Annotated in this window: 25 protein-coding genes; 15 read left to right on the forward strand and 10 right to left on the reverse strand. The window is 68.3% G+C overall.

Annotated elements, in window-relative coordinates; all coding sequences use genetic code 11:
• Window positions 1-97 precede the first annotated feature (97 nt).
• Window positions 98-973 carry a 4-hydroxy-tetrahydrodipicolinate synthase gene (gene dapA, locus ABS73_RS00160; protein WP_277018258.1) on the forward strand — a complete coding sequence of 292 codons (876 nt, stop codon included), beginning with the start codon at window positions 98-100 and terminating at the stop codon, window positions 971-973.
• A gap of 65 nt (window positions 974-1,038) precedes the next feature.
• Here the strand turns inward: dapA and ABS73_RS00165 are convergent, their stop codons facing one another.
• Together ABS73_RS00165 and ABS73_RS00170 are read right to left on the reverse strand one after the other, a co-directional pair.
• Window positions 1,039-2,238, reverse strand: a complete 1,200-nt coding sequence (locus tag ABS73_RS00165) for a UbiH/UbiF family hydroxylase (protein ID WP_277018257.1) — start codon at window positions 2,236-2,238, stop codon at window positions 1,039-1,041.
• Between the two features lie 71 nt (window positions 2,239-2,309).
• Entirely contained in the window at window positions 2,310-2,972 is a 663-nt protein-coding gene (locus tag ABS73_RS00170; RefSeq protein WP_277018256.1) for a pyrimidine 5'-nucleotidase, read from the reverse strand.
• Window positions 2,973-3,036: 64 nt separating this feature from the next.
• Between ABS73_RS00170 and ABS73_RS00175 the strand changes: the two genes are divergently transcribed.
• The 4 genes from ABS73_RS00175 (at window position 3,037) to ABS73_RS00190 (ending at window position 5,688) form a co-directional block, all read left to right on the forward strand.
• Complete coding sequence (locus ABS73_RS00175; RefSeq protein ID WP_119884870.1) at window positions 3,037-3,660, forward strand: GntR family transcriptional regulator; 624 nt, start codon at window positions 3,037-3,039, stop codon at window positions 3,658-3,660.
• Window positions 3,653-4,285, forward strand: coding sequence for a DNA-3-methyladenine glycosylase family protein (locus ABS73_RS00180; RefSeq protein ID WP_277018253.1), 633 nt, complete (start codon window positions 3,653-3,655; stop codon window positions 4,283-4,285). Before ABS73_RS00175 ends, ABS73_RS00180 begins: the two co-directional genes overlap by 8 nt.
• Complete coding sequence (locus ABS73_RS00185) at window positions 4,282-4,938, forward strand: alpha/beta hydrolase (protein WP_277018252.1); 657 nt, start codon at window positions 4,282-4,284, stop codon at window positions 4,936-4,938. The genes ABS73_RS00180 and ABS73_RS00185 overlap by 4 nt, the downstream gene beginning before the upstream one ends.
• Before the next feature lie 150 nt (window positions 4,939-5,088).
• Complete coding sequence (locus ABS73_RS00190) at window positions 5,089-5,688, forward strand: HNH endonuclease (RefSeq protein WP_136856266.1); 600 nt, start codon at window positions 5,089-5,091, stop codon at window positions 5,686-5,688.
• A gap of 3 nt (window positions 5,689-5,691) precedes the next feature.
• Here ABS73_RS00190 and ABS73_RS00195 read toward each other — a convergent pair whose 3' ends face one another.
• Window positions 5,692-5,865, reverse strand: coding sequence for a hypothetical protein (locus tag ABS73_RS00195; protein WP_169306255.1), 174 nt, complete (start codon window positions 5,863-5,865; stop codon window positions 5,692-5,694).
• Window positions 5,866-6,096: 231 nt separating this feature from the next.
• On the opposite strand from ABS73_RS00195, the gene ABS73_RS00200 reads away from it, so the two are divergent.
• Both ABS73_RS00200 and ilvD read left to right on the forward strand, forming a co-directional pair.
• Window positions 6,097-6,411 carry a DMT family transporter gene (locus ABS73_RS00200; RefSeq protein WP_277018249.1) on the forward strand — a complete coding sequence of 105 codons (315 nt, stop codon included), beginning with the start codon at window positions 6,097-6,099 and terminating at the stop codon, window positions 6,409-6,411.
• Window positions 6,412-6,597: 186 nt separating this feature from the next.
• Window positions 6,598-8,436, forward strand: a complete 1,839-nt coding sequence (ilvD, locus tag ABS73_RS00205) for a dihydroxy-acid dehydratase (protein WP_277018248.1) — start codon at window positions 6,598-6,600, stop codon at window positions 8,434-8,436.
• 21 nt (window positions 8,437-8,457) lie between these two features.
• Here the strand turns inward: ilvD and ABS73_RS00210 are convergent, their stop codons facing one another.
• Both ABS73_RS00210 and ABS73_RS00215 read right to left on the reverse strand, forming a co-directional pair.
• Entirely contained in the window at window positions 8,458-8,916 is a 459-nt protein-coding gene (locus ABS73_RS00210) for an Lrp/AsnC family transcriptional regulator (protein WP_277018246.1), read from the reverse strand.
• A complete protein-coding gene (locus ABS73_RS00215) occupies window positions 8,913-9,368 on the reverse strand; it encodes an Lrp/AsnC family transcriptional regulator (RefSeq protein WP_277018291.1) in 456 nt (151 codons plus the stop codon). Before ABS73_RS00215 ends, ABS73_RS00210 begins: the two co-directional genes overlap by 4 nt.
• A gap of 126 nt (window positions 9,369-9,494) precedes the next feature.
• Here ABS73_RS00215 and ilvC point away from each other — a divergent pair, with 126 nt between their 5' ends.
• On the forward strand, window positions 9,495-10,517 hold the full coding sequence (gene ilvC, locus ABS73_RS00220; protein ID WP_286693370.1) for a ketol-acid reductoisomerase: 1,023 nt from the start codon (window positions 9,495-9,497) through the stop codon (window positions 10,515-10,517).
• Between the two features lie 195 nt (window positions 10,518-10,712).
• Here ilvC and yghU read toward each other — a convergent pair whose 3' ends face one another.
• Window positions 10,713-11,576: a glutathione-dependent disulfide-bond oxidoreductase gene (yghU, locus tag ABS73_RS00225; RefSeq protein WP_277022940.1), complete on the reverse strand. Its 864-nt coding sequence runs from the start codon at window positions 11,574-11,576 to the stop codon at window positions 10,713-10,715.
• 99 nt (window positions 11,577-11,675) lie between these two features.
• Between yghU and ABS73_RS00230 the strand changes: the two genes are divergently transcribed.
• Window positions 11,676-12,755: a PA0069 family radical SAM protein gene (locus tag ABS73_RS00230; protein ID WP_277022922.1), complete on the forward strand. Its 1,080-nt coding sequence runs from the start codon at window positions 11,676-11,678 to the stop codon at window positions 12,753-12,755.
• On the opposite strand, the gene bmt is transcribed toward ABS73_RS00230, so the two are convergent.
• The 4 genes from bmt to rpsF all read right to left on the reverse strand — a co-directional run bounded on the left by bmt (window position 12,752) and on the right by rpsF (window position 15,165).
• The gene (gene bmt / locus ABS73_RS00235; protein ID WP_277022937.1) at window positions 12,752-13,720 is read right to left on the reverse strand and encodes a betaine--homocysteine S-methyltransferase; all 969 of its coding nucleotides are present in this window, start codon (window positions 13,718-13,720) and stop codon (window positions 12,752-12,754) included. The genes ABS73_RS00230 and bmt overlap by 4 nt on opposite strands.
• A gap of 165 nt (window positions 13,721-13,885) precedes the next feature.
• Window positions 13,886-14,470: a 50S ribosomal protein L9 gene (rplI, locus tag ABS73_RS00240; RefSeq protein ID WP_136856272.1), complete on the reverse strand. Its 585-nt coding sequence runs from the start codon at window positions 14,468-14,470 to the stop codon at window positions 13,886-13,888.
• 13 nt (window positions 14,471-14,483) lie between these two features.
• A complete protein-coding gene (gene rpsR, locus ABS73_RS00245; RefSeq protein WP_042247758.1) occupies window positions 14,484-14,711 on the reverse strand; it encodes a 30S ribosomal protein S18 in 228 nt (75 codons plus the stop codon).
• A 13-nt stretch (window positions 14,712-14,724) separates the two neighbouring features.
• Window positions 14,725-15,165 (reverse strand): 30S ribosomal protein S6, encoded by a 441-nt coding sequence (gene rpsF / locus ABS73_RS00250; RefSeq protein ID WP_136856273.1) that lies wholly within the window; start codon window positions 15,163-15,165, stop codon window positions 14,725-14,727.
• Window positions 15,166-15,401: 236 nt separating this feature from the next.
• On the opposite strand from rpsF, the gene ABS73_RS00255 reads away from it, so the two are divergent.
• The 6 genes from ABS73_RS00255 (at window position 15,402) to ABS73_RS00280 (ending at window position 20,848) form a co-directional block, all read left to right on the forward strand.
• The gene (locus ABS73_RS00255) at window positions 15,402-16,322 is read left to right on the forward strand and encodes an MBL fold metallo-hydrolase (RefSeq protein WP_286693371.1); all 921 of its coding nucleotides are present in this window, start codon (window positions 15,402-15,404) and stop codon (window positions 16,320-16,322) included.
• A complete protein-coding gene (locus ABS73_RS00260) occupies window positions 16,319-16,696 on the forward strand; it encodes a rhodanese-like domain-containing protein (RefSeq protein ID WP_277022908.1) in 378 nt (125 codons plus the stop codon). Before ABS73_RS00255 ends, ABS73_RS00260 begins: the two co-directional genes overlap by 4 nt.
• A gap of 63 nt (window positions 16,697-16,759) precedes the next feature.
• Entirely contained in the window at window positions 16,760-17,719 is a 960-nt protein-coding gene (gene speB / locus ABS73_RS00265) for an agmatinase (protein WP_277022906.1), read from the forward strand.
• 107 nt (window positions 17,720-17,826) lie between these two features.
• On the forward strand, window positions 17,827-18,882 hold the full coding sequence (gene prfA / locus ABS73_RS00270) for a peptide chain release factor 1 (protein WP_277022903.1): 1,056 nt from the start codon (window positions 17,827-17,829) through the stop codon (window positions 18,880-18,882).
• Window positions 18,879-19,715, forward strand: a complete 837-nt coding sequence (prmC, locus tag ABS73_RS00275; RefSeq protein ID WP_277022900.1) for a peptide chain release factor N(5)-glutamine methyltransferase — start codon at window positions 18,879-18,881, stop codon at window positions 19,713-19,715. Before prfA ends, prmC begins: the two co-directional genes overlap by 4 nt.
• Before the next feature lie 254 nt (window positions 19,716-19,969).
• Window positions 19,970-20,848, forward strand: coding sequence for a DUF4167 domain-containing protein (locus ABS73_RS00280; protein WP_277022897.1), 879 nt, complete (start codon window positions 19,970-19,972; stop codon window positions 20,846-20,848).
• The last annotated feature ends 699 nt before the right edge of the window (window positions 20,849-21,547 follow it).

Consider the following 21,547-nt stretch of genomic DNA (forward strand, 5'->3'; position numbering starts at 1 on the left):
CTCCGACGCAATTCACAACCTTGGCAAGATCGCGGCCCTTGGATAGGGAGGACCGCGGATTTGCCTGCATTCACCAAGGATCATCATGGAGCGTGTCATGTTCAAAGGGTCGATGCCAGCCCTGGTCACGCCGTTCACCCCGGACGGCGACCTGGATCTGGACACGCTGCAAAAGCTGGTCGAGTGGCACATCGCCGAGGGCAGCCACGGCATCGTGCCCGTCGGCACCACCGGCGAAAGCCCGACCCTGACCCATGACGAGCACCGGCTGGTCATTGAGGAGGTCGTGCTTGCGGTGAATGGTCGCGTTCCGGTGATCGCCGGCGCGGGGTCGAATTCGACGCGCGAGGGCATCGGCCTGCTGCAGCATGCGGCCAGCGTGGGCGCGGATGCGGGTCTGGTCGTCACGCCCTATTACAACAAGCCGACGCAGGCGGGGCTGATCGCGCATTACACCGCGCTGACGGATGCCTGTGACCTGCCGATCATCATCTACAACATTCCGGGGCGGTCGGTCGTCGACATGATGCCCGAGACGATGGGCGTGCTGGCGCGCATCCCGTCGATCATCGGCGTCAAGGACGCGACCGGCAAGCTGGAGCGGGTCAGCTGTCAGCGCATGACCTGCGGGGCCGATTTCATCCAGCTGTCCGGAGAGGATGCGACGGCCCTGGGCTTTAACGCGCATGGCGGGGTGGGCTGCATCAGCGTGACCGCGAATGTGGCGCCGCGCCTATGCGCGCAGTTTCAGGAGGCGACGCTGCGCGGCGATTACGCGGCGGCGCTGGAGATCCAGGACCGGCTGATGCCGCTGCACCTGGCGATCTTTGTCGAGCCGGGGCTGGTCGGGGCGAAATACGCGCTGTCGCGCCTGGGCCTGTGCGACGAGCGCGTGCGCCTGCCGCTGACGCCGCTGACCGAGCCGACCCGCCGTCTGATCGACGCGGCGCTGGAGCATGCAGGCCTGACCTGAATTGCGTCCCGCGACGGCGGGGGGCCAGCCCCCCGCACCCCCCGGTGTCGCGCGGTGCCGGGGCCTTAGCTGAGACCCAGACCGGCCCGCATCATCATGCGCCGCACGGGTGCGATCCCGTACAGCCCGCCCAAAGCCGCGGCGCGCAGGTCGCGCAGCGGGCGCATCTGCGCCTGGCTGGCGCGGTTCAGCGCGTCAATGGCCAGGATGCGCGCATAGGCATCGGGGCGGCGCGTGCGGTTGTAGCGCGCAAGGCTGTCCGTGCTGCCCGGTTCCGCGCGGCTGAGGTCCAGCAGGGCCGAGAGGTCGGCCAAGCTCATGTTCAGGCCCTGCGCGCCGATGGGGGGCAGGACATGGGCGGCCTCGGCGATGAGCGCCGTGCGGGGGCCTGCGAAGCGGTCCGCGATCTGGCTGATGATCGGCCAGGTGGTCAGGGCCGTGGCCGGGCGCAGGGGACCCAGCACCCCGGCAGAGCGGTCGTTCAGCGCGGCGTCGAATGCGGGCGCGGGCAAGGCCGCCAGCGCGTCGATGGCGGCGGCGTCGTCCATCCACACCACCGCCGATCCGGGCTGTCCGTCGCGATCGGGCAGGGGGACCAGCGTGAAGGGCCCGCCCGAGCGGTGCACCTCGGTCGAGACATTGTGATGGGGTTGGACATGCGTAACGGCAAAGGCCAGCGCCTTTTGCCCATAGCGCCAGGTGCGCGTGCCGATGCCAAGGGCACGGCGGACGGTCGAATCGCGCCCGTCCGCGCCGATCAGCAGGCGCGCGCGTAGGCGGCGGCCATCGGTGAGGGTCACGACCGCACCTTCGGAGCGGGGCAGGACCGTCGCCGTGCCGGTGCCGTGGATCACCCGGACCGAGGGCAGGGCGTCGATGCGCGCCATCAACTCGCGCCGCATCAGCCAGTTGGGCAGGTTCCAGCCGAAGGGCTGGTCGCCAATCTCGGCCGCGTCGAAGTCGCGGGTCAGGCGGGGCGTTGCCGTGGCCCCGCCCGCATCGACGATACGCATGACCTGCAGCGCGGTGGCATGGGGGGCCAGGCTTTCCCACAGCCCGATGCGTTCGAAAAGCGCAACGGATGGCATCAGGAAGGCGGTGGAGCGCAGGTCGGCGCCCGCCGCGTCCTCCTCCGTCACGGGCGGGGCGGGGTCGACGCAGAGGACCGAGAACCCCTCGGCCCCGAAGGCGCAGGCGGCGATCAGCCCGGCCAGCCCGCCGCCCGAGATCAGGATGTCGATGTCGTCGATGCGCGTGTCGGTCATGGCAGGCCCTTTCGGTTCCGGGTCAGACTGCCCCGCCGCGCGGGCCGGGGAAAGGGGCGGCGCTGTCGCAGTCAGACCAGTGCGCGCAGAAAACCGGTCAGGTCATGGGTGCGGTACTGGACATGGGGGCCGACCCCGCCTGTCAGCGCGTCGGGGCCGTGGCGGCCGTCGCCCACCAGCACGGTGCGCATGCCCAGGTCATGCGGCACGATCAGGTTGCGCGGGTCATCCTCGAAGAACGCGGCCCGTGCAGGGTCGATGCCGGATGCGGCCAGGATCGGCGCATAGGCGCGGGGGTCGGGCTTGGGGTGAAAGCCCGATTCCTCGATGCCATAGACGGCGTCGAACAGATCGTCGGGCAGGGCGCGGGCGGCCAGCACGCGGCGGGCGTAACCCGCATCGCCGTTGGTGTGGATGATCCGCCGCCCCGGCAGGGCCGCGATGGCCGCGGCCAGGTCCGGGTCAGGCTCCAGCACGGAAAAGTCGATGTCATGCACATCGGCCAGATAGGGCACCGGATCGACCTGATGTTCGGCCATCAGCCCGGCCAGCGTGGTGCCGTGCAGCCGCCAGTATTCGGCGCGCAGGCGGTTCGCGTGATCCTGCGGCACGTCCAGCGCGCGCATCATCCAGGCGGTCATCCGCACCTCGATCTGCGCGAACAATTGCGCCTCGGGCGGGTAGAGGGTGTTGTCCAGATCGAAGATCCAGGCGGTGACATGCGAAAAATCCATGTCGAGGGCATAGCTTGGCGCGCGCCGGCTTGCAATTCGCGCCCGTAGCGCCAATCGTTCGCGGATGAAAGATGCCTATTCCCTGATCCTGACCGCCATCGAGGGCGGCACCTATCGCCCCGGCGACCGGCTGGTCGAATCCGAGCTGGCCGAGCGCTTTGGCGTCAGCCGCACGCCCGTGCGCGAGGCCCTGCAGCGGCTGGAGACGCAGGCCATGCTGGTGCGCGACGGGCGCAGCCTGATCGTGGCATCGCTGGACCACAACCAGCTGGCCGAGCTGTACACCGTGCGGGCGGAACTGGAGGCACTGGCCGCCCGCCTGGCCGCGCGCCACGCGACGCCCGAGGAGGTGCGCGTGCTGGCCCAGATGGTCGAGGAGGACCGCCGCGCCAAGGGCGACCCCGAGGCGCTGGCGCGTGCCAACAAGCGGTTCCACCGCCAGATCCACCTGGCCTCCCACAACCGCTATCTGGTCCAGCAGCTGGACCTGGTGCACCGGACGATGGCGCTGATGGCGCGGACCTCGCTGGCCGCCGAGGGGCGGGGAGAGACCGCGCTGGCGGAACATGCCCGCATCGTGGATGCGATCGCGGCGGGGGACGGCGCGGCGGCGGACCGCGCGCTGCGCCAGCACATCTCGATGGCGTGGGAGACGCGGCTGAAGCTGGAGGCGCAGGCGGGTGGCTGAGCCGCGCCTGATCCTGACGCAGGACGATATCGACGAGGGCTGCGCGCATCTTGCGGCCGTCTGTCCGGTCTGGGCGCGGGTGCTGCCCGAGCTGGGCCCGCTGCCGCTGCGCCGCCAGCCGGACGGGTTCGCGGCGATGGCGCAGGCGATCGTGGGCCAGCAGGTCTCGGTCGCGGCGGCGGCGGCGATCTGGGGACGGCTGCATGCCGCGGGGCTGGACCGGCAGCAGACTCTGCGCGACGCCGATGACGACACGCTGCGCGCGGCGGGCCTGTCGCGGCCCAAGGTGCGCTATCTGCGCAGCATCGCCGCGGCGGGGCTGGACTGGGAAGGCCTGCGTGCCCTGCCCGACGACAAGGCCATCGCGGAACTGGTGGCCCTGCCGGGCATCGGGGTCTGGACCGCCGAGATCTATCTGAAATTCGCGCTGGGCCGGGCCGATGTTTTCGCGGCGGGCGATCTGGCCCTGCAGGAGGCCGCGCGCGGCATGTATGGGCTGGCCGACCGGCCCGGGCCTGCGGCGCTGCGCGCGATGGCCGAGCCGTGGCAGCCGTGGCGCGCGGTTGCGGCGCGGGGGCTGTGGGCCTATTACCGCTGGGCCAAAGGACGCGAGGGAATATCATGATCGAACCGCTGCAATCCGCCCGCCGGGGCCCCGAAAAGGCCGGATCGGTCGTCGTGTTCCTGCACGGCTACGGGGCCGACGGCACCGACCTGCTGGGCCTGTCCGAGCCGCTGGCCCAGCACCTGCCCACGACCGCCTTCTATGCGCCCGATGCGCCCGAGCCCTGCCGGAACAACCCGATGGGGTATCAGTGGTTTCCGATCCCCTGGCTGGACGGTTCGTCCGAGGTCGACGCGCGCATCAGCATGAGCCAGTCGGTCTCGGCGCTGAACGAGTTTCTGGACACCGTGCTGGCCGCCGAGGAACTGACCGCTGACCGGATGGTGCTGGTGGGCTTTTCGCAGGGCACATTGATGGCCCTGCAGGTCGCGCCCCGCCGCGACGATGCGGTGGCGGGCGTGGTCGGGTTTTCGGGGCGGCTGTTGTCCCCCGAAACCCTGGCGACCGAGGCCCGCGTCCACCCGCCGGTCCTGCTGATCCATGGCGACCAGGACGAGGTCGTGCCCTTTGACGACATGGCGGTGGCGGGCCAGGCGCTGCAGGGGGCGGGGTTCACCGTCTATGGCCATGTGATGGAGGGGACCGGCCACGGCATCTCTCCGGACGGGCTGTCGGTGGCGCTGGCCTTCCTCAAGGAACACCTGCGCGACTGAGCTGTCACGCTGCCGTCATTTCGGGCGGATACAAGTCCCCGTATCGGTTATAGATGCGGGGGCTTGCCAGATGGTCGCCGCCAGATATAGTCGGGTCAACGGATCTGACGGGCGCCCCGGTCAACCCCACGGGGCAGACGGGAAGGCGCTATGCTGGACGACCATCATCACCCCGACTTTCGAACGCAATTCGTGCGTGAACCGGCGAACCTGCGCCATTATCCGGCGCTTGTGCTGAATGCCGACTATCGCCCTCTGAGCTATTATCCACTGTCGCTGTGGCCCTGGCAGGAGGCGATCAAGGCGGTGTTCCTGGACAGGGTGACCATCATCGCCGAATACGACCACGAGGTGCGAAGCCAGCGACAGGCGTTCCGCATCCCCTCTGTGGTGGTGCTCAAGGATTTCGTTCGACCCCAGAAGCGCGTGGCATTCACGCGCTTCAATCTTTTTCTGAGGGACGAATTCTGCTGTCAGTATTGCGGGGCCAAGGGCGATCTGACCTTTGACCATGTCGTGCCGCGGTCGCGCGGCGGGATCACCAGCTGGGAGAACGTGGTCGCGGCCTGTTCGCCCTGCAACCTGAAAAAGGCCAATCGCAGCCTGCGCCACTCCGGGATGCACCTGCGCCGCCCGCCGCGCCAGCCTTCGGCGGACGAGATGCATGCCGTGGGACGGCGCTTTCCGCCCAACCACCTGCATGACAGCTGGATGGATTTCCTGTACTGGGACGCGGAACTGGACAGCTGAGCCTCAGCCGTCGTGATCGTGCCGCCCGCGCTGGTTCAGATGCACCAGCAGCGCGCCGCTGAGCGCGATCAGCAGGAATGCCACCGGCGGCACGCCCGCGGACAGGCCTGCCCAGATCGTCGCGCCAGCGGCCAGGACCACGGCGGCGATCATCACGAGGAAATGGGTCAGCGGCATGGGTCACTCCTTCTCCTTTGGGGAATATGGGCCGGGCGGCGCGGGTTGAAAAGGCCATCCGATCAAATGCACGGCGTTTTGCGGGTCCGTCCGGCGGATTCGCGCGGATTTGACGCAATCCGGGCGCATGTCTTGACCCCCGGTCGGGGCGACCCTAGATCAGCGGCCGAGGACGACCTCCCCGCATCGGGTGTCATCTTCGGGACGGCCCGGACCCGCGTGAGGTACCCCATGCCCTGGATCCTTCTGTTCGCCGCCGGTCTGCTGGAAATCATCTGGGCGACCGCCATGAAATATTCCCAGGGCTTCACCCGCCCGCTGCCGACGGCGGTGATGGTCGTGGGGATGGTCGCGTCCTTCTGGCTGCTGGCAACGGCCATGCGGTCGCTGCCCCTGGGGACGGCCTATATGATCTGGACCGGGATCGGTGCGGTGGGCAGCTTTGTCGTGGGCGTGGTCTTTCTGGCGGAGCCGGTGACGGCGATGCGCATGGCGGCGGCGGGTCTGATCGTCGCGGGCATCGTGACCATGAAGCTGGCGTCGTAAGGGCGCGGGGGCTGGGCGCGGGTTGCGTCCCGCGACGGCCGGGGGCGCTCGCGCCCCCCGGACCCCCCGCCCCGCGCGACTTTGTGAGGGGGTGCGGACAGAAAAGCGCGCCCGGCGGCGTGCGGGGGTAATTTCCTTCCGCCGCGCGGGGTGATAGACGCAATCGCAGCCAAAGGAGATCAGCCCATGCCCGCCTATCGTTCCCGCACCACCACTCATGGCCGCAACATGGCAGGCGCGCGTGGCCTGTGGCGCGCGACGGGCGTGAAGGAGGGCGATTTCGGCAAGCCGATCATCGCCATCGTCAACAGCTTTACCCAGTTCGTGCCGGGCCATGTCCATCTGAAGGATCTGGGCCAGCTGGTCGCCCGCGAGGTCGAGGCAGCGGGCGGCATCGCCAAGGAATTCAACACCATCGCCGTCGATGACGGCATCGCGATGGGCCATGACGGCATGCTGTATTCGCTGCCCTCGCGCGAGATCATCGCCGATTCGGTCGAATACATGGTCAACGCCCATTGCGCCGACGCGATGGTCTGCATCAGCAATTGTGACAAGATCACGCCGGGCATGCTGATGGCGTCGCTGCGCCTGAACATCCCCACCGTCTTCGTGTCGGGCGGCCCGATGGAGGCCGGCAAGGTCGTGTTGCAGGACGGGCGCGTCAAGGCGCTGGACTTGGTCGACGCGATGGTCGCGGCGGCCGATGATTCGGTGTCCGACAGCGACTTGGCCGCGATCGAACAGGCGGCCTGCCCGACCTGCGGGTCCTGTTCGGGGATGTTCACGGCGAATTCGATGAACTGCCTGACCGAGGCCTTGGGCCTGTCCCTGCCCGGCAACGGATCGACCTTGGCGACCCATGCCGACCGCAAGCGTTTGTTCGTCGAGGCGGGCCACCTGATCGTCGATCTGGCCAAGCGCCATTATGACGGCGACGATTACAGCGTGCTGCCCCGCAACGTGGCCAGCTTTGCCGCCTTTGAAAACGCGATGACGCTGGACATCGCCATGGGCGGGTCGACCAACACCGTCCTGCACCTGCTGGCGGCGGCGCATGAGGCGGGCATCGACTTCACCATGTCCGACATCGACCGCCTGTCGCGCAAGGTGCCGGTCCTGTGCAAGGTCGCGCCCGCCAAGGACGATGTGCACATGGAGGACGTCCACCGCGCCGGCGGCATCATGGCGATCCTGGGTCAGCTGGACCGGGCGGGTCTGCTGGACACGTCCGTGGGCAGCGTCCATTCCGGCACGCTGGCGCAGGCGCTGGACCGGTGGGACGTGTCGCGCACGGAGGCGGCCTCGGTCCACGACTTCTTCCGCGCGGCGCCGGGCGGGGTGGCCACGCAGACCGCGTTCTCGCAGGCGAACCGCTATGACGATGTCGATCTGGACCGCGAAAAGGGCGTGATCCGGTCGGCAGAGCATGCCTTTTCGCGCGATGGCGGGCTGGCGGTGCTGTATGGCAACCTGGCCGAGGATGGCTGCATCGTGAAGACGGCGGGCGTGGACGATTCGAACCTGACCTTCGAGGGGCCGGCCCATATCTTCGAAAGCCAGGATGACAGCGTCAGCGCGATCCTGACCGGCAAGGTCAAGGCCGGAGAGGTCGTTCTGATCCGCTATGAAGGCCCGCGCGGCGGTCCCGGCATGCAGGAGATGCTGTATCCGACCAGCTATCTGAAATCCAAGGGCCTGGGCAAGGAATGCGCGCTGGTCACCGATGGCCGCTTTTCGGGCGGATCGTCGGGGCTGTCGATCGGCCATGTCTCGCCCGAGGCGGCCGAGGGCGGCACGATCGGCCTGGTCGAACAGGGCGACCTGATCCGCATCGACATCCCCAACCGGCGGATCGAGCTGGTGGTCGATGAAGCGACCCTGGCCGCCCGCCGCGCCGCGCGCGAGGCCGAAGGCTGGAAGCCCGCCAAGCCGCGCAAGCGCAAGATCACCACGGCGCTGCGCGCCTATGCCGCGATGACCACCAGCGCCGCCAAGGGTGCGGTCCGGGTCGTCCCGGAGTGATCCACGCGCCGGGGCCGGGGGTTATCCCAAGGGCCCCGGCCGCCGCTCCTCCGACAACATCACGTTCGCCTCGACCTGGCCGACGCCGGGCAGGGTCATGATGCGACGCCGCAGGATACGCTCGAAATCGCTGATGTCGCGGGCGGTGATCCGCAGGCGGTAATCGAACTGGCCCAGGACATGCTGGACCAGCTGGACCTCGGGGATGGCGGTGACGGCGCGCTCGAAATCCTCCAGGCCGGTGCGGCCCTTGGCGGCCAGCTTGATCCCCAGAAAGACCGTCACGCCAAAGCCCAAGGCCGCCGGGTCCAGCACCACCCGCCGACCGGCGATCACCCCCTGCTCGGTCAGCCGCCGGATGCGCCGCCAGGCGGCGGGCTGGCCGATGCCAACGGAGCGTCCCACATCGGCGGCGCTGGTCGTGGCGTCATGGGCCAGCACCCGCAGAATCGCCAGATCGGTCGTGTCCAGCCCGCTCACAACGCCAACTCTCCGCTGTCCTTGATGGTCGCGACCAGCATCAGTGCATCCAGTTCCGCGATATGGGGCAAGGTCAGGATGCGGTCGCGATAGACCTGCTGCCAATGCGCCATGTCGCGCGCGATCACCGATGCCCGCCAGTCGACGCTGCCCAGAAAGGACTGGATCTCGATCACCTCGGGCACCTCCCGCAGGGCCGCCAGAAACTGGTCAAAGGCGCGCGGGTCGGTCTTGTCCAGCGTGAAGCGCAAGGACACCTCGACCTCCCAGCCCATGGCGCGCCAGTCGATGCGGGCCTGGATGCCCCGCAGGACGCCCGCCTCGCGCATCCTCTCCAGCCGCCGCCACAGGCTGGCGGGGGTCACGCCCGCCCGCTCCGCCAAGGCCGCATTGGGGGCGGAGGGATCGGCCAGAAGCTGGCGAAGAATGCGCCGATCCGTCGTATCAAGCATGAATTTCATGAATGTCGTTTATCAAAGCATGATCTTTTCACAAGACCGCATCTTTTCGGTCAGATCGAACGATGGCTGCACGGAAAGCGCGCTAGAACCGGGGCAGCATATCGAAAGGACTTTCCCATGCGCGTTTACTATGACCGCGAATGCGACGTGAACCTGATCAAGGATGCCAAGGTCGCGATCCTGGGCTATGGCAGCCAGGGCCATGCCCATGCCCTGAACCTGCGCGACAGCGGCGCCAAGAACGTCGTCGTCGCCCTGCGCGACGGCAGCCCCTCGGCGCAGAAGGCCGAGGCCGAGGGCCTCAAGGTCATGGGCATCGCCGAAGCCGCCGCCTGGTGCGACGTCATCATGTTCACCATGCCCGACGAGCTGCAGGCCGAGACCTACAAGAAATACGTCCATGACAATCTGCGCGACGGCGCGGCGATCGCCTTTGCGCACGGCCTGAACGTGCATTTCGGCCTGATCCAGCCCAAGCCCGGCGTCGATGTCATCATGATGGCGCCCAAGGGCCCCGGCCACACGGTCCGCGGCGAATACACCAAGGGCGGCGGCGTGCCCTGCCTGGTCGCGGTGCATCAGGACGCCTCGGGCAAGGCGATGGATATCGGCCTGTCCTATTGCTCGGCCATCGGCGGCGGCCGGTCGGGCATCATCGAGACGAACTTCCGCGAGGAATGCGAGACCGACCTGTTCGGTGAGCAGGCGGTCCTGTGCGGCGGCCTGGTCGAGCTCATCCGCTGCGGCTTCGAGACGCTGGTCGAGGCGGGCTATGCCCCCGAGATGGCCTATTTCGAATGCCTGCACGAGGTGAAGCTGATCGTCGACCTGATCTATGAGGGCGGCATCGCCAACATGGACTACTCGATCTCGAACACGGCGGAATACGGCCAGTATGTCACCGGCCCGCGCATCCTGCCCTATGAGGAGACCAAGGCCCGCATGAAGGCCGTGCTGACCGACATCCAGCAGGGCAAGTTCGTCCGCGACTTCATGCTGGAGAACGCGGTCGGCCAGCCAACGCTGAAGGCCTCGCGCCGCGCCAATGACGAGCACCAGATCGAACAGGTCGGCGCCAAGCTGCGCGAGATGATGCCCTGGATCTCCAAGGGCAAGATGGTCGACCGCGCGCGCAACTGATCGACCGCGACCGGGGGTTTCACACCCGATGCCCGGTGCAAACGCACCGGGCGTTCGCCTTGGAAAAGGTCCCCCGGACCTTTTCCGGACGCGGCTCACCCCCGTGGGATATTTCTTTGAAGAAGAAGCAGTCTTTCTTCTTCACTCAAATATCCTGGGGGGAGTCCGAAGGACGGGGGGCAACGCCCCCCTTTCTCATGCCTGCCGCTTGTCCTCCGACCGCGTCTTGAAATCCGACGCGTCGTGGCGCTCATGCAGCTGCTTGGAGGGATCGCCCGAGACGTTGTTCACCATGATCCCGCGCTGCACGGCCGGGCGTGCCGCGATCTCGGCCTGCCAGCGGTGCAGGTTGCGATAGCTCTCCGCGTCCAGGAAGGTCGCCGCATCGCCATAGGCGCCGCCGGTGATCAGCCGCCCGTACCAGGGCCAAATCGCCATGTCGGCGATGGTATAGTCGGCGCCCGCGATGAACCGCTTGTCGGCCAGACCCTTGTCCAGAAGGTCCAGCTGGCGCTTGACCTCCATCGTGAATCGGTCGATCGCATATTCAATCTTGACCGGCGCATAGGCGTAGAAATGGCCGAAGCCGCCGCCCAGATAGGGGCCCGCGCCCATCTGCCAGAACAGCCAGTTCAGCGTCTCGGTCCGCGCCGCGGGGTCGGTGGGCAGAAAGGCGCCGTATTTCTCGGCCAGGTACAGCAGGATCGACCCCGATTCAAAGACCCGCTGCGGCGGGGTGACGGAATGGTCCATCAGCGCCGGGATCTTGCTGTTGGGGTTGGCTGCGACGAAGCCGCTGCCGAACTGGTCGCCATCGCCGATCTTGATCAGCCAGGCGTCGTATTCGGCGGCATGGCCCGCCTCCAACAACTCCTCCAACAGGATCGTGACCTTCTGCCCGTTGGGCGTCGCCAGCGAATACAGCTGCAGCGGATGCCGGCCCACGGGCAGGTCGCGGTCGAACTGCGCGCCGGCGGTGGGCTTGTTGATGCTGGCGAACTGGCCGCCATTCTCCTTGCCGGGGGTCCAGACCTTGGGCGGGGTATAGTCGTCGCTCATCGGGATATCCTGTGATTGCGTCGGGCCAAAGATGTGGGCGGGGCGGGGGAACATCAACCGCACCCTTGCAATGTTCCTGATATGTTCTATAATCACCCCATGCTGCCGCCCCGCGATCCCGACCAGCGCCTGAAGGCCCGTGGCGCCGACACCCGCCCCGCCGGCCGGTTCGAGCGTGAGAGCCGCATCCGCGAATCCGACGATTGGGACATCCCCGAGGATCAGGCCCTGCTGCGGACCGAGGTGACGGTCGAACGCCCGCGCAGCATCATCACCCGCAACACCTCTCCGGACATCAGCTTTGACCGCTCGATCAATCCCTATCGGGGGTGCGAGCATGGCTGCATCTATTGCTATGCCCGGCCCAGCCATGCCTATTTGGGCCTGTCGCCGGGGCTGGATTTCGAGACCAAGATCACCGCCAAACCCGATGCCGCAGTCCTGCTGGCGCGCGAGCTGGCCCGGCCCAGCTATCGCCCCGCGCCGATCGCGCTTGGCACCAACACCGACCCCTATCAGCCGGTCGAAAAGCGGCTGGCGATCATGCCGGGCATCCTGCGGGTGCTGCGCGACTGGAACCATCCGGTGACGCTGGTGACGCGCGGGCAGACCGTCCTGCGCGATCTGGACCTGTGGGCCGAACTGGCGGCGCGCGATCAGGCCGCGGTGGGCATCAGCATCACCACGCTGGACGCGGATCTGGCCCGCGCGCTGGAACCCCGCGCGCCGACACCCGCGACCCGCTTGCGGATGATCCGCGATCTGTCGCGGGCGGGCGTCCCGGTTCTCGTGATGGTCGCCCCCGTCATCCCCGTCCTGACCGAGCCCGAGATCGAATCGATCCTGACCGCCGCGCGCGAGGCCGGCGCGACCACCGCCACGATGATCCCCCTGCGCCTGCCGCATGAGGTGGCGCCGTTGTTCCGCGACTGGCTGGAGCGGCACCGCCCCGGCATGGCCGCGCATGTGATGAACCGCGTGCAGGACATGCGCGGCGGGCGCGACAACGACCCGCGATTCGGTCACCGTTTCCGGGGCGAGGGGCTGCATGCCCAACTGGCGCAACAGCGGTTCCGGCTGGCGCGCAAGCGGCTGGACTATCGCAGCGGCGGCCCGGCGCTGGACTGTTCGCGCTTTGGCCCGCCGCCGCGGGCGGGGGACCAGCTGTCGCTGTTCTAGTGGCGGCGGTCGTCGGGGCTGCTGAAGGCGCCCAGCTGTTCGGCGATCCGCTCCAGCGTGGGGCGGGGGCCGCGCGGGCGGGTCTGGAGCGCCTCGGCCATGGCGCGCAGATGCGCGGGCATGGTGCCGCAGCAGCCGCCGATGATCCGCACGCCCAGGTCGCGCGCCAGACAGGCGTAATCGGCCATCAGCGCGGGCGTGCCGTCGTAATGGATGTGACCGTCATGCAGATGCGGGACGCCGGCATTGCCCTTGGCGATCACCGGACGCTCGTTCCCCGAGGCGGCAAACCCGGTGACCGACCGCAGCAGGTCCGACGCCCCCACGCCGCAATTCGCGCCATAGGCCACGGGCGGGTTGGGCAGCCGTTCGACCGCCGCCGCCAGCTGGCCGGGCGTCACGCCCATGATCGTGCGCCCCGCCGTGTCAAAGCTGAGGCTGGCGCACCAGGCCATGCCGGTCAGGCGCGCGGCCTCGGCGGCGGCGCGCAACTCCTCCAGCGAGGCCAGCGTCTCGAACCACAGGATGTCGGCGCCGCCGTCCTGCAGGGCCTGGGCCTGTTCGTGGAACATCTGGACGGCGCGGGCATGGGTCAGGCTGCCCATCGGGGCCATGAACTCTCCGATCGGGCCGATCGAGCCTGCCACGATCACCGTGCGACCGGCGCGGTCGGCCTGATCGCGGGCGATGCCTGCGGCCAGGCGGTTCAGCTCGGTCACGCGGGCGGCGGCGCCATGCAGGGCCAGGCGGCTGGCATTGGCGGCAAAGCTGTTGGTCAGGAACAGATCCGACCCGGCCTCGATCGCGGCGCGGTGCAGGGCGGCGATGCGGTCGGGATGGGTCGCGTTCCAGATCTCGGGCGGGGTGGCCGCGTCCAGGCCCATGTTGAACAGCGCGGTGCCCGTGGCCCCGTCGGCCAGCACATGCGGGCGGGTCTGCAGCATCCGGGACAGCGCGTCGGTCATCACCACATCCTTGGCCATGCGCCGGGGCGCCGGGGCAATGTCGGGTCCAGTCATCAGGTCCATGTCGGGATGTGCCACATCAGGAAGGATTTTGACATGAACGAATGAAAAACCGCGCCGGTTTCCCGGCGCGGCAAAATTTGTCTGCACTTGATCCGGACAGGATCAGTTGCGGTCGTCGCTTTCGCCATCATCGGCACCGCCGATGTCGTCGAACAGCTCGGCGATCTCGAATTCGGCCTCGGCATCGGCTTCAGCGGCGATGTCCTGGATGGACTTGCCCTGGGCCTGCAGCTCGGCTTCCTCGTTCGAACGCGCGACGTTCATGGTGATCGTCGCCTCGACCTCGGGGTGCAGCACGACGGTGACGTCATGCAGGCCCAGATCCTTGATCGGCTCGCGCAGCACGACCGACTTGCGGTCGACGGTAAAGCCGGCCTCGGTCGCGGCCTCTGCGGCGTCACGCGTGGTGACCGACCCGTACAGCGCGCCCGAATCGGATGCCGAACGGATGACCACGAAGGTCTGGCCGTCCAGTTTCTCGGCGATCTTCTGGGCTTCGGCCTTGGACTCCGCGTTGCGGGTCTCCAGCTGCGCCTTCTGACCTTCGAACGCCTTGATGTTGGCTTCCGACGCGCGCATCGCCTTGCCCTGGGGCAGGAGATAGTTGCGTGCAAAGCCTTGCTTGACGTTCACGACTTCGCCCATCTGGCCCAGCTTGGCCACACGTTCCAGCAGGATGACTTGCATCGTTCAGGTCTCCTTACTTGACGACATAGGGCAGCAGGGCCAGGAAACGCGCGCGCTTGATGGCACGGGCCAGCTCGCGTTGTTTCTTGGCCGAGACGGCGGTGATGCGCGAGGGCACGATCTTGCCGCGTTCGCTGATATAGCGCTGCAGCAGGCGGGTGTCCTTGTAGTCGATCGCAGGTGCGTTATCGCCCGAGAACGGGCAGACCTTGCGACGACGGAAGAAGGGTTTGTTGGCCATTCGTCAGATCCTCTCAGTTCCGCTCGCGGCGTTCGCCGCGGTCGCCGCCACGATCGCCCCGGTCGCCGCGATCACGGTCGCCCCGGTCGGGACGGTCGCCACGGGGACGGTCGCCACGCTCGCCACGCTCTTCGCGCTTCTGCATCTGGACCGAGGGGCCTTCCTGATGCTCGTCCACGCGGATGGTCATCACGCGCATCACGTCATCATGCAGGCGTGCCAGGCGTTCCATTTCCAGCACGGCACCCGAGGGGGCGTCGGTGCGCAGGAAGGCATAGTGGCCCTTGCGGTTCTTGTTGATCTTGTAGGCCAGGGTGCGCACACCCCAGTATTCATGCTCAACGACCTTGCCGCCGTTATCGGCGAGTACGGTCGAGAAGTGTTCGATCAGCCCTTCGGCCTGCGTGTTCGACAGGTCCTGGCGGGCGATCAGCACATGCTCGTACAGAGGCATGGCGATCCTTTCGGGTTTCTTGCGCATTTCATCGACGGGCCGTCCCTTCCGCACCCGTCACGAGAGGCTGCGCCGTTACAGATAAGCCAAGACGGAAGGATGGCGTGTCATAGCAGCAGATCGCGCGGATGCAAGGGATTTCGCCCCATCCCGGCCTGCCGCAGCGGGTGGGGGTTCACATTCCGCCCGGCGTGATTATATTCCAGTAAATGAATGTATTTGGGAAGGAGCAGGCGATGTTCACTCGGGAAAGCCCCTCGCGCGGCGCGGGCTCGCCGCATGTGCTGGGGTTCTGGGACAAGCCCACCGGCAGCTGCCAGTATCTGGTCTGGGACGAGGCCACGAAACAGGCGGCCCTGATCGACGTGGTGCAGGAATTCGACCCCCGCGCCGCCGTCAGCCGTCACGACGCCGCGGCCTGGGCGCTGGAGCAGATCAAGGCGCGCGGCCTGACGCTGGCCTGGATCCTGGACACGCATCCGCATGCGGACCACCTGATGGCCTCGGCCTGGCTCAGGGCGCAGACCGGCGTGCCCAACGGCATCGGCGAGAAGGTCACCGACATCGCCCGCCTGTGGGAGGGGCTGTATCACCTGCCCGGCGCCTTTGATCCGGCGGCCGATTTCGACCACCTGTTCGCCGATGGCCAGACATTCGCCTTGGGCGATCTGCCGGTGCGGGTGATGCTGCATTCGGGGCATACCCTGGGGTCTGTGACCTATGTGGTGGGCGATGCGGCCTTTGTGCATGACACCTTTATGCAGCCGGATGTGGGCACCAGCCGCGCCGATTTCCCGGGCGGCAATTCCAGCGAACTGTATGACAGCCTGATGTCGATCCTGTCCCTGCCGGACGAGACGCGCGTCTTTGTCGGTCACGATTACGGCACCACGGACCGCGACGACCCGGAATGGGAATCGACCGTGGCCCAGCAGCGCGCGGCCAATGCCCATGTGGACGGCGGCATCAGCCGGGCCGATTTTCAGGCGCTGCGCGATGTACGCGACGCGACGCTGCCTTTGCCGGAACGGATCCTGCATGCGCTGCAGGTGAACCTGCGGGCGGGCCGGATGCCGGAACCCGAGGCCGACGGAAACGTCTATCTGAAGATCCCCACCAACGTCTTTACCGACAAGTTCAAGGACTCGACCGCATGAAGACCGAACAGACTGGCCACGGCACCCTGGAGACCTGGACCCCGGACGAGGTCGCCCGCGCCCTGGCCGACGGCAAGATCGCCATGATCGACGTGCGCACCCCGGCCGAATATATGCAGGAACAGATCGAGGGCGCGCTGCTGGCGCCCATGGCCTATATCGTCCCCGAACGGCTGCCTTTGGGGGGCGACCGGCCGGTGGTGCTCTATTGCGGCGGATCGCGGCGGTCCGAGGCGGTGGCCCGGCAGATCCTGGAATCGGGCGTGGTGGACCGCATCGCCCATCTGGAAGGGGGCTTTGGCGCCTGGAAAGAGGCCGGCAAGCCCTATCGCGGCACCGATCCGGCCACGGGCGCGCCGAAACTGGTGCGCTGATCGCCCCTTGCGAAGGCGCGGGGGCGCGGCCAATCTGGCCCGCGCAACCCCCCGGAGGACACGATGGCGCTGGAAGACGCAAAGACCCAGGTCGATCAGGCCTTTACCCGCGACAGCCTGCGGGGCCTGTCCTTCGAGAACGCCTTTGGCGGTGCGACCAGCTTTCTGCGCCGCCGCTATACCAAGGACCTGACTGGCGTCGACGTGGCGGTGACGGGCATCCCCTTTGATCAGGCGGTGACGCACCGGCCCGGCGCGCGCTTCGGGCCGCGGGCGATCCGGGAGGCCTCGACCCTGCAGGCCTTTGATCCGCCCTATGGCTGGGGCTTTGACCCGCTGTCGATGATGGATGTAGTCGATTACGGCGACATGGCGTTCGATTACGCGGCGGTGCGCGATGTGCCCGCCCGGACCGAGGCGCATCTGGGCACCATCCTGGACGCGGGGGCCGCACCCGTGACCCTGGGGGGCGATCATTTCGTCACGCTGCCGATCCTGCGGGCGGTGGCGGCGCGGCGGGGGCCTGTGGCGCTGATCCAGTTCGACGCGCATTCCGACACCTGGGTCGATGACGACCCCGACCGGATCGATCACGGCACCTTCCTCTACAAGGCGATCCGCGAGGGGCTGGTGGACCCGGCGGCCAGCGTCGCGGTGGGCATCCGCACCGACAACCCGGATACGATGGGGGTCACGATCCTGGACGCGCCATCGGTGCATCGGGACGGGGTGGAGACCACGCTGGCGCGCATCCGCGACACCGTGGGGGACCGGCCCTGCTATCTGACCTTCGACATCGACGCGCTGGACCCGGCCTTCGCGCCGGGGACGGGCACGCCGGTCTGGGGCGGTCTGGCCAGCTGGCAGGCGGCGGCGCTGCTGCGCGGGCTGGCGGGGCTGGATCTGATCGGGGGCGATGTGGTCGAGGTCTCTCCGCCCTATGACACGACCGGGGCCACGGCCATCGCGGGGGCCCATGTCGCGATGGAGCTGATCGCGCTCTTGGGCTGGAACCGGCGATGAAGTGCGTCCCGCGACGCGCCGGGGGGCTGCGCGCCCCCCGGACCCCCCCGGCGGCGCGCCCTTGGTCGCGGCTTGTCCTGATGCGGACGGGGGGGTAAGGCCCAGCCATGTTGCCCGAAGATCGCCTGATCCAGATCCTGCAGCGTTTCGAGTTTCTCGAGGCGCAGCTGAATGCCGGGGCCGCGCCCGAGCGCATCGCCGCCATCAGCCGCGAATATGCCGAGCTGAAGCCCGTCGTGGCCCAGATCGACCGCTGGCGCACCTCGACCGCGGGGCTGGAGGAGGCGCGCGCCATGCTGTCCGACCCCGAGATGCGCGAGCTGGCCCAGGACGAGCTGCGCCGCCTTGAGGCGGAGCTGCCCGCGCTGGAGCAGGATCTGCGCATCGCGCTGTTGCCGCGCGACGCGGCCGATGCGCGACCCGCCATCCTGGAGATCCGACCCGGCACGGGGGGCGACGAGGCCGCGCTGTTCGCGGGCGACCTGCTGGAGATGTATCGCCGCCATGCCGAGGCCCAAGGCTGGCAGTTCCAGATGCTGGAGCTGACCCGGTCCGAGCTGGGCGGCGTCAAGGAGGCCATCGCCCGGATCGAGGGCGAGGGGGTCTTTGCCCGCCTAAAATACGAATCGGGCGTGCACCGGGTCCAGCGCGTGCCCACCACCGAATCGGGCGGGCGCATCCATACCAGCGCGGCCACCGTCGCCGTCCTGCCCGAGGCGGCCGAGGACGTGGACATCGACATCCCCGCATCCGACATTCGCATCGACACGATGCGCGCCTCGGGCGCGGGCGGCCAGCACGTCAACACCACCGATTCGGCGGTCCGCATCACCCACCTGCCCACCGGCATCGTCGTCACCAGCAGCGAAAAGTCCCAGCACCAGAACCGCGCCAACGCGATGGCGGTGCTGCGCGCGCGTCTGTACGACATGCAGCGTGCGGCGGCCGATGCCGAACGCGCCGCCGACCGCCGCGCCCAGGTGGGCAGCGGCGACCGTTCCGAACGCATCCGCACCTACAACTTTCCGCAGGGCCGCATGACCGATCACCGCATCAACCTGACGCTTTATGCGCTGGACCGCATCATCGCGGGTGACCTGACGGAAACCATCGACGCGCTGACCGCGCATGACCAGGCCGCGCGCCTGGCCCAGGCCGAATGAAGCTGTCGGACGCCCAGGCCCAGGGCGCGGCGCTGTTGCGGGCGGCGGGCATCGGGGGGGCTGCGCGCGACGCCGACCGCATCCTGGCCGCGGTGCTGGAGATGGAGCCGGGCCAGCTGCGCATCACCGACGACCGCGCGCTGACCGCCGATCAGGCCGCGCGCTTCAACCACGGGATCGCGGCGCGGGCGATGCACCAGCCGGTGGCCCAGATCGTGGGCTTTCGCGATTTTTGGGCGCATCGCTTTACCGTGACCGCGGACACGCTGGACCCCCGCCCCGAGACCGAGGCCTTGGTCGAGGCCGCCCTGGCCCGCCCCTGGACGCGCGTGCTGGATCTGGGGACGGGGACGGGCGCGATCCTGATCTCGCTTCTGGCGGCGCGGCCGGGGTCCACGGGGCTGGGCACCGACATCTCCGAGGCGGCGCTGCAGGTCGCGCGCGGCAATGCCCGGCGCATCGGCGTCAATGCCCGGTTCCGGCAGGCCGACTGGCTGGCGGGCGTCGAGGGGCCGTTCGACCTGATCGTGTCCAACCCCCCCTATATCGCGGCGATCGAGATGGCCCTGCTGGACCCCGATGTCCGCGACTGGGAGCCGCATGGCGCGCTGACCGATGGGGCGGACGGGCTGACCGCCTATCGCGTCATCGCGGCGGGCGCGCGGGCGCGGCTGGCCCCCGGCGGCGCCGTCCTGGTCGAGATCGGCCCGACCCAGGGTGCTGCGGTGGCGGCGCTTTTCGCGGCGGCGGGCTCGCAGGTGCGCATCCTGCCCGACCTGGACGGACGCGACCGCGTGGTGCTGGCCGATTTCGCGCCCATCGCGGCGGTTTGACGCCGGTTGCGGGGGATTTTCGGCAGTTTTCCCTTGTCTCGCGCGGCGCGGCATGGTTAGTCAGCGGCGTGCGACAGGCCTTTGCCGTCGCATGGGTCAGCCTGACAACTGCCGATACCGAAAGGGCGCAACCGCTGCGCCGTGGCTGGGCAAGGCAAGGCTGAACGGAGTGGTTACAGCCCCCGTATCCGTCCGACACCGCCGTCCAGCTTACGCTGGCATCCCGACGCCCGGAAACAGTACAGACAAGACTGATGAGATCATCAAAATCCCGCTCGCGTAGCAAATCGAACCGCCAGCGCACGCTGGGGAATATCACCAATCGCGTCTTCGATAGCTCGGGGCCCGAGGGCAAGGTGCGTGGCACCCCCCAGCAGATCATCGAGAAATACCTGACGCTGGCGCGTGACGCCCAGCTGTCCCATGACCGCGTGGCGGAACAGAGCTTTCTCCAGCATGCGGAGCATTACACCCGCATGCTGGGCGAGGCGAACCGTGAGATGGCCGAACGCCAGGGCCAGGGCCGCAGCGACGACGACTATCAAAGCAGCATGGGCGGCCACGGCTATCACCAGGGCGGTAACGGGGGCCAGAACGGCAACCGCGACCATCAGGGCGACGGCCAGCGCCATGCCGACCAGGGCCAGCATGGCCAGGGCGACAACCAGCGCCGCGATGGCAACCGCGACAACCAGGGTGACGGTCAGCGCCGTGACCAGCAGAACCGCGATAACCAAGGCGGTAACCAGCGCCGCGACGGCAACCGCGATGGCCAAGGCCAGGGCGACGGCAACCAGCGCCGCGACCAGCAGAGCCGCGACGGCCAGCGCGACCAGCAGCCGCGTGAGCAGCAGCCCCGCGAACCGCGTCAGGACCGCGTCGAGGCGCCGCGCGACGAGATCCAGCCCAGCCTGCCCGAGGTGATCGTCTCGACCGCCGAGGATCAGGGCGCGCCGATCAGCACCCCCGAGGCCGAGGCCGCCCCCAAGCCCGCGCGCAGCCGCACCCCGCGCAGCCGCGCGCCCCGGCCCGCGCCCGCCGAAGGCGAGGCCGCAACCGACGCGCCCGCAGCCCCGGTCCGCAGCCGCCGCAAGCCGGCCCCCGCCGCCCCGCGCGAGGGCGAGCAGGACTGATCCTGCAGACACCGAAACCGGAGAGGGCGCGCCAATGGCGCGCCCTTTTCCATTTTGGGTCTCCGGTGCCGGGTGGCACCGGGGACCCGTTCCGCCTGGCCTGACCCCGCTGCATGAGTCCCCCGCGCTGTCGGCACGGCAAACGCTCCCCTGAAACCAACCGCGTGGCATTTGGATGCCGGGCAGGCCGCGCTGTTTTCGTCATGGTCGCGGGCCTCTCATGGTCGTTTCATGATGATCCGCGCCCTGGCCGGCCAACCTGCGTCGGGACATATCCCGCTGCGCGGAAGCCTCCGCCGCTGCCCCTCCGCCGTGCCACCGGCCCCAGTTCGATAGCCCACCCCCTCTCGGGTCACGGCTTCGCCAAAGTGGATCATGTCATCGCGGGGGCCCGACCGGTCATTGCTAGATGCGTTCGAAAGGCTGCCTCTTACGGGAATTTCCGCGACGGGTCGGCGGCTTGGGAGGGTTTTCCGGTCAATCCTGGTCCGATTGTCCTCGGCATGGGCCGACCTGTTCCGATCCGCCTTCCGCCGCCGGAGATTGAGGAACTCAGCGCGGGGGCGGTGCTATGAACTGTCCAGGATTCGTCCTGCGAACGGAAATCCGGCCCCATTTGTCACCTGATGACACACTGTCCAGCGCAAAGGAGCGGACCGCGCCGTGTTATCGCCACCGTAACCACCGCGCCGCGGGATG

Source organism: Paracoccus sp. SCN 68-21, from assembly GCF_001724535.1.
GTDB lineage: Bacteria > Pseudomonadota > Alphaproteobacteria > Rhodobacterales > Rhodobacteraceae > Paracoccus > Paracoccus hibiscisoli.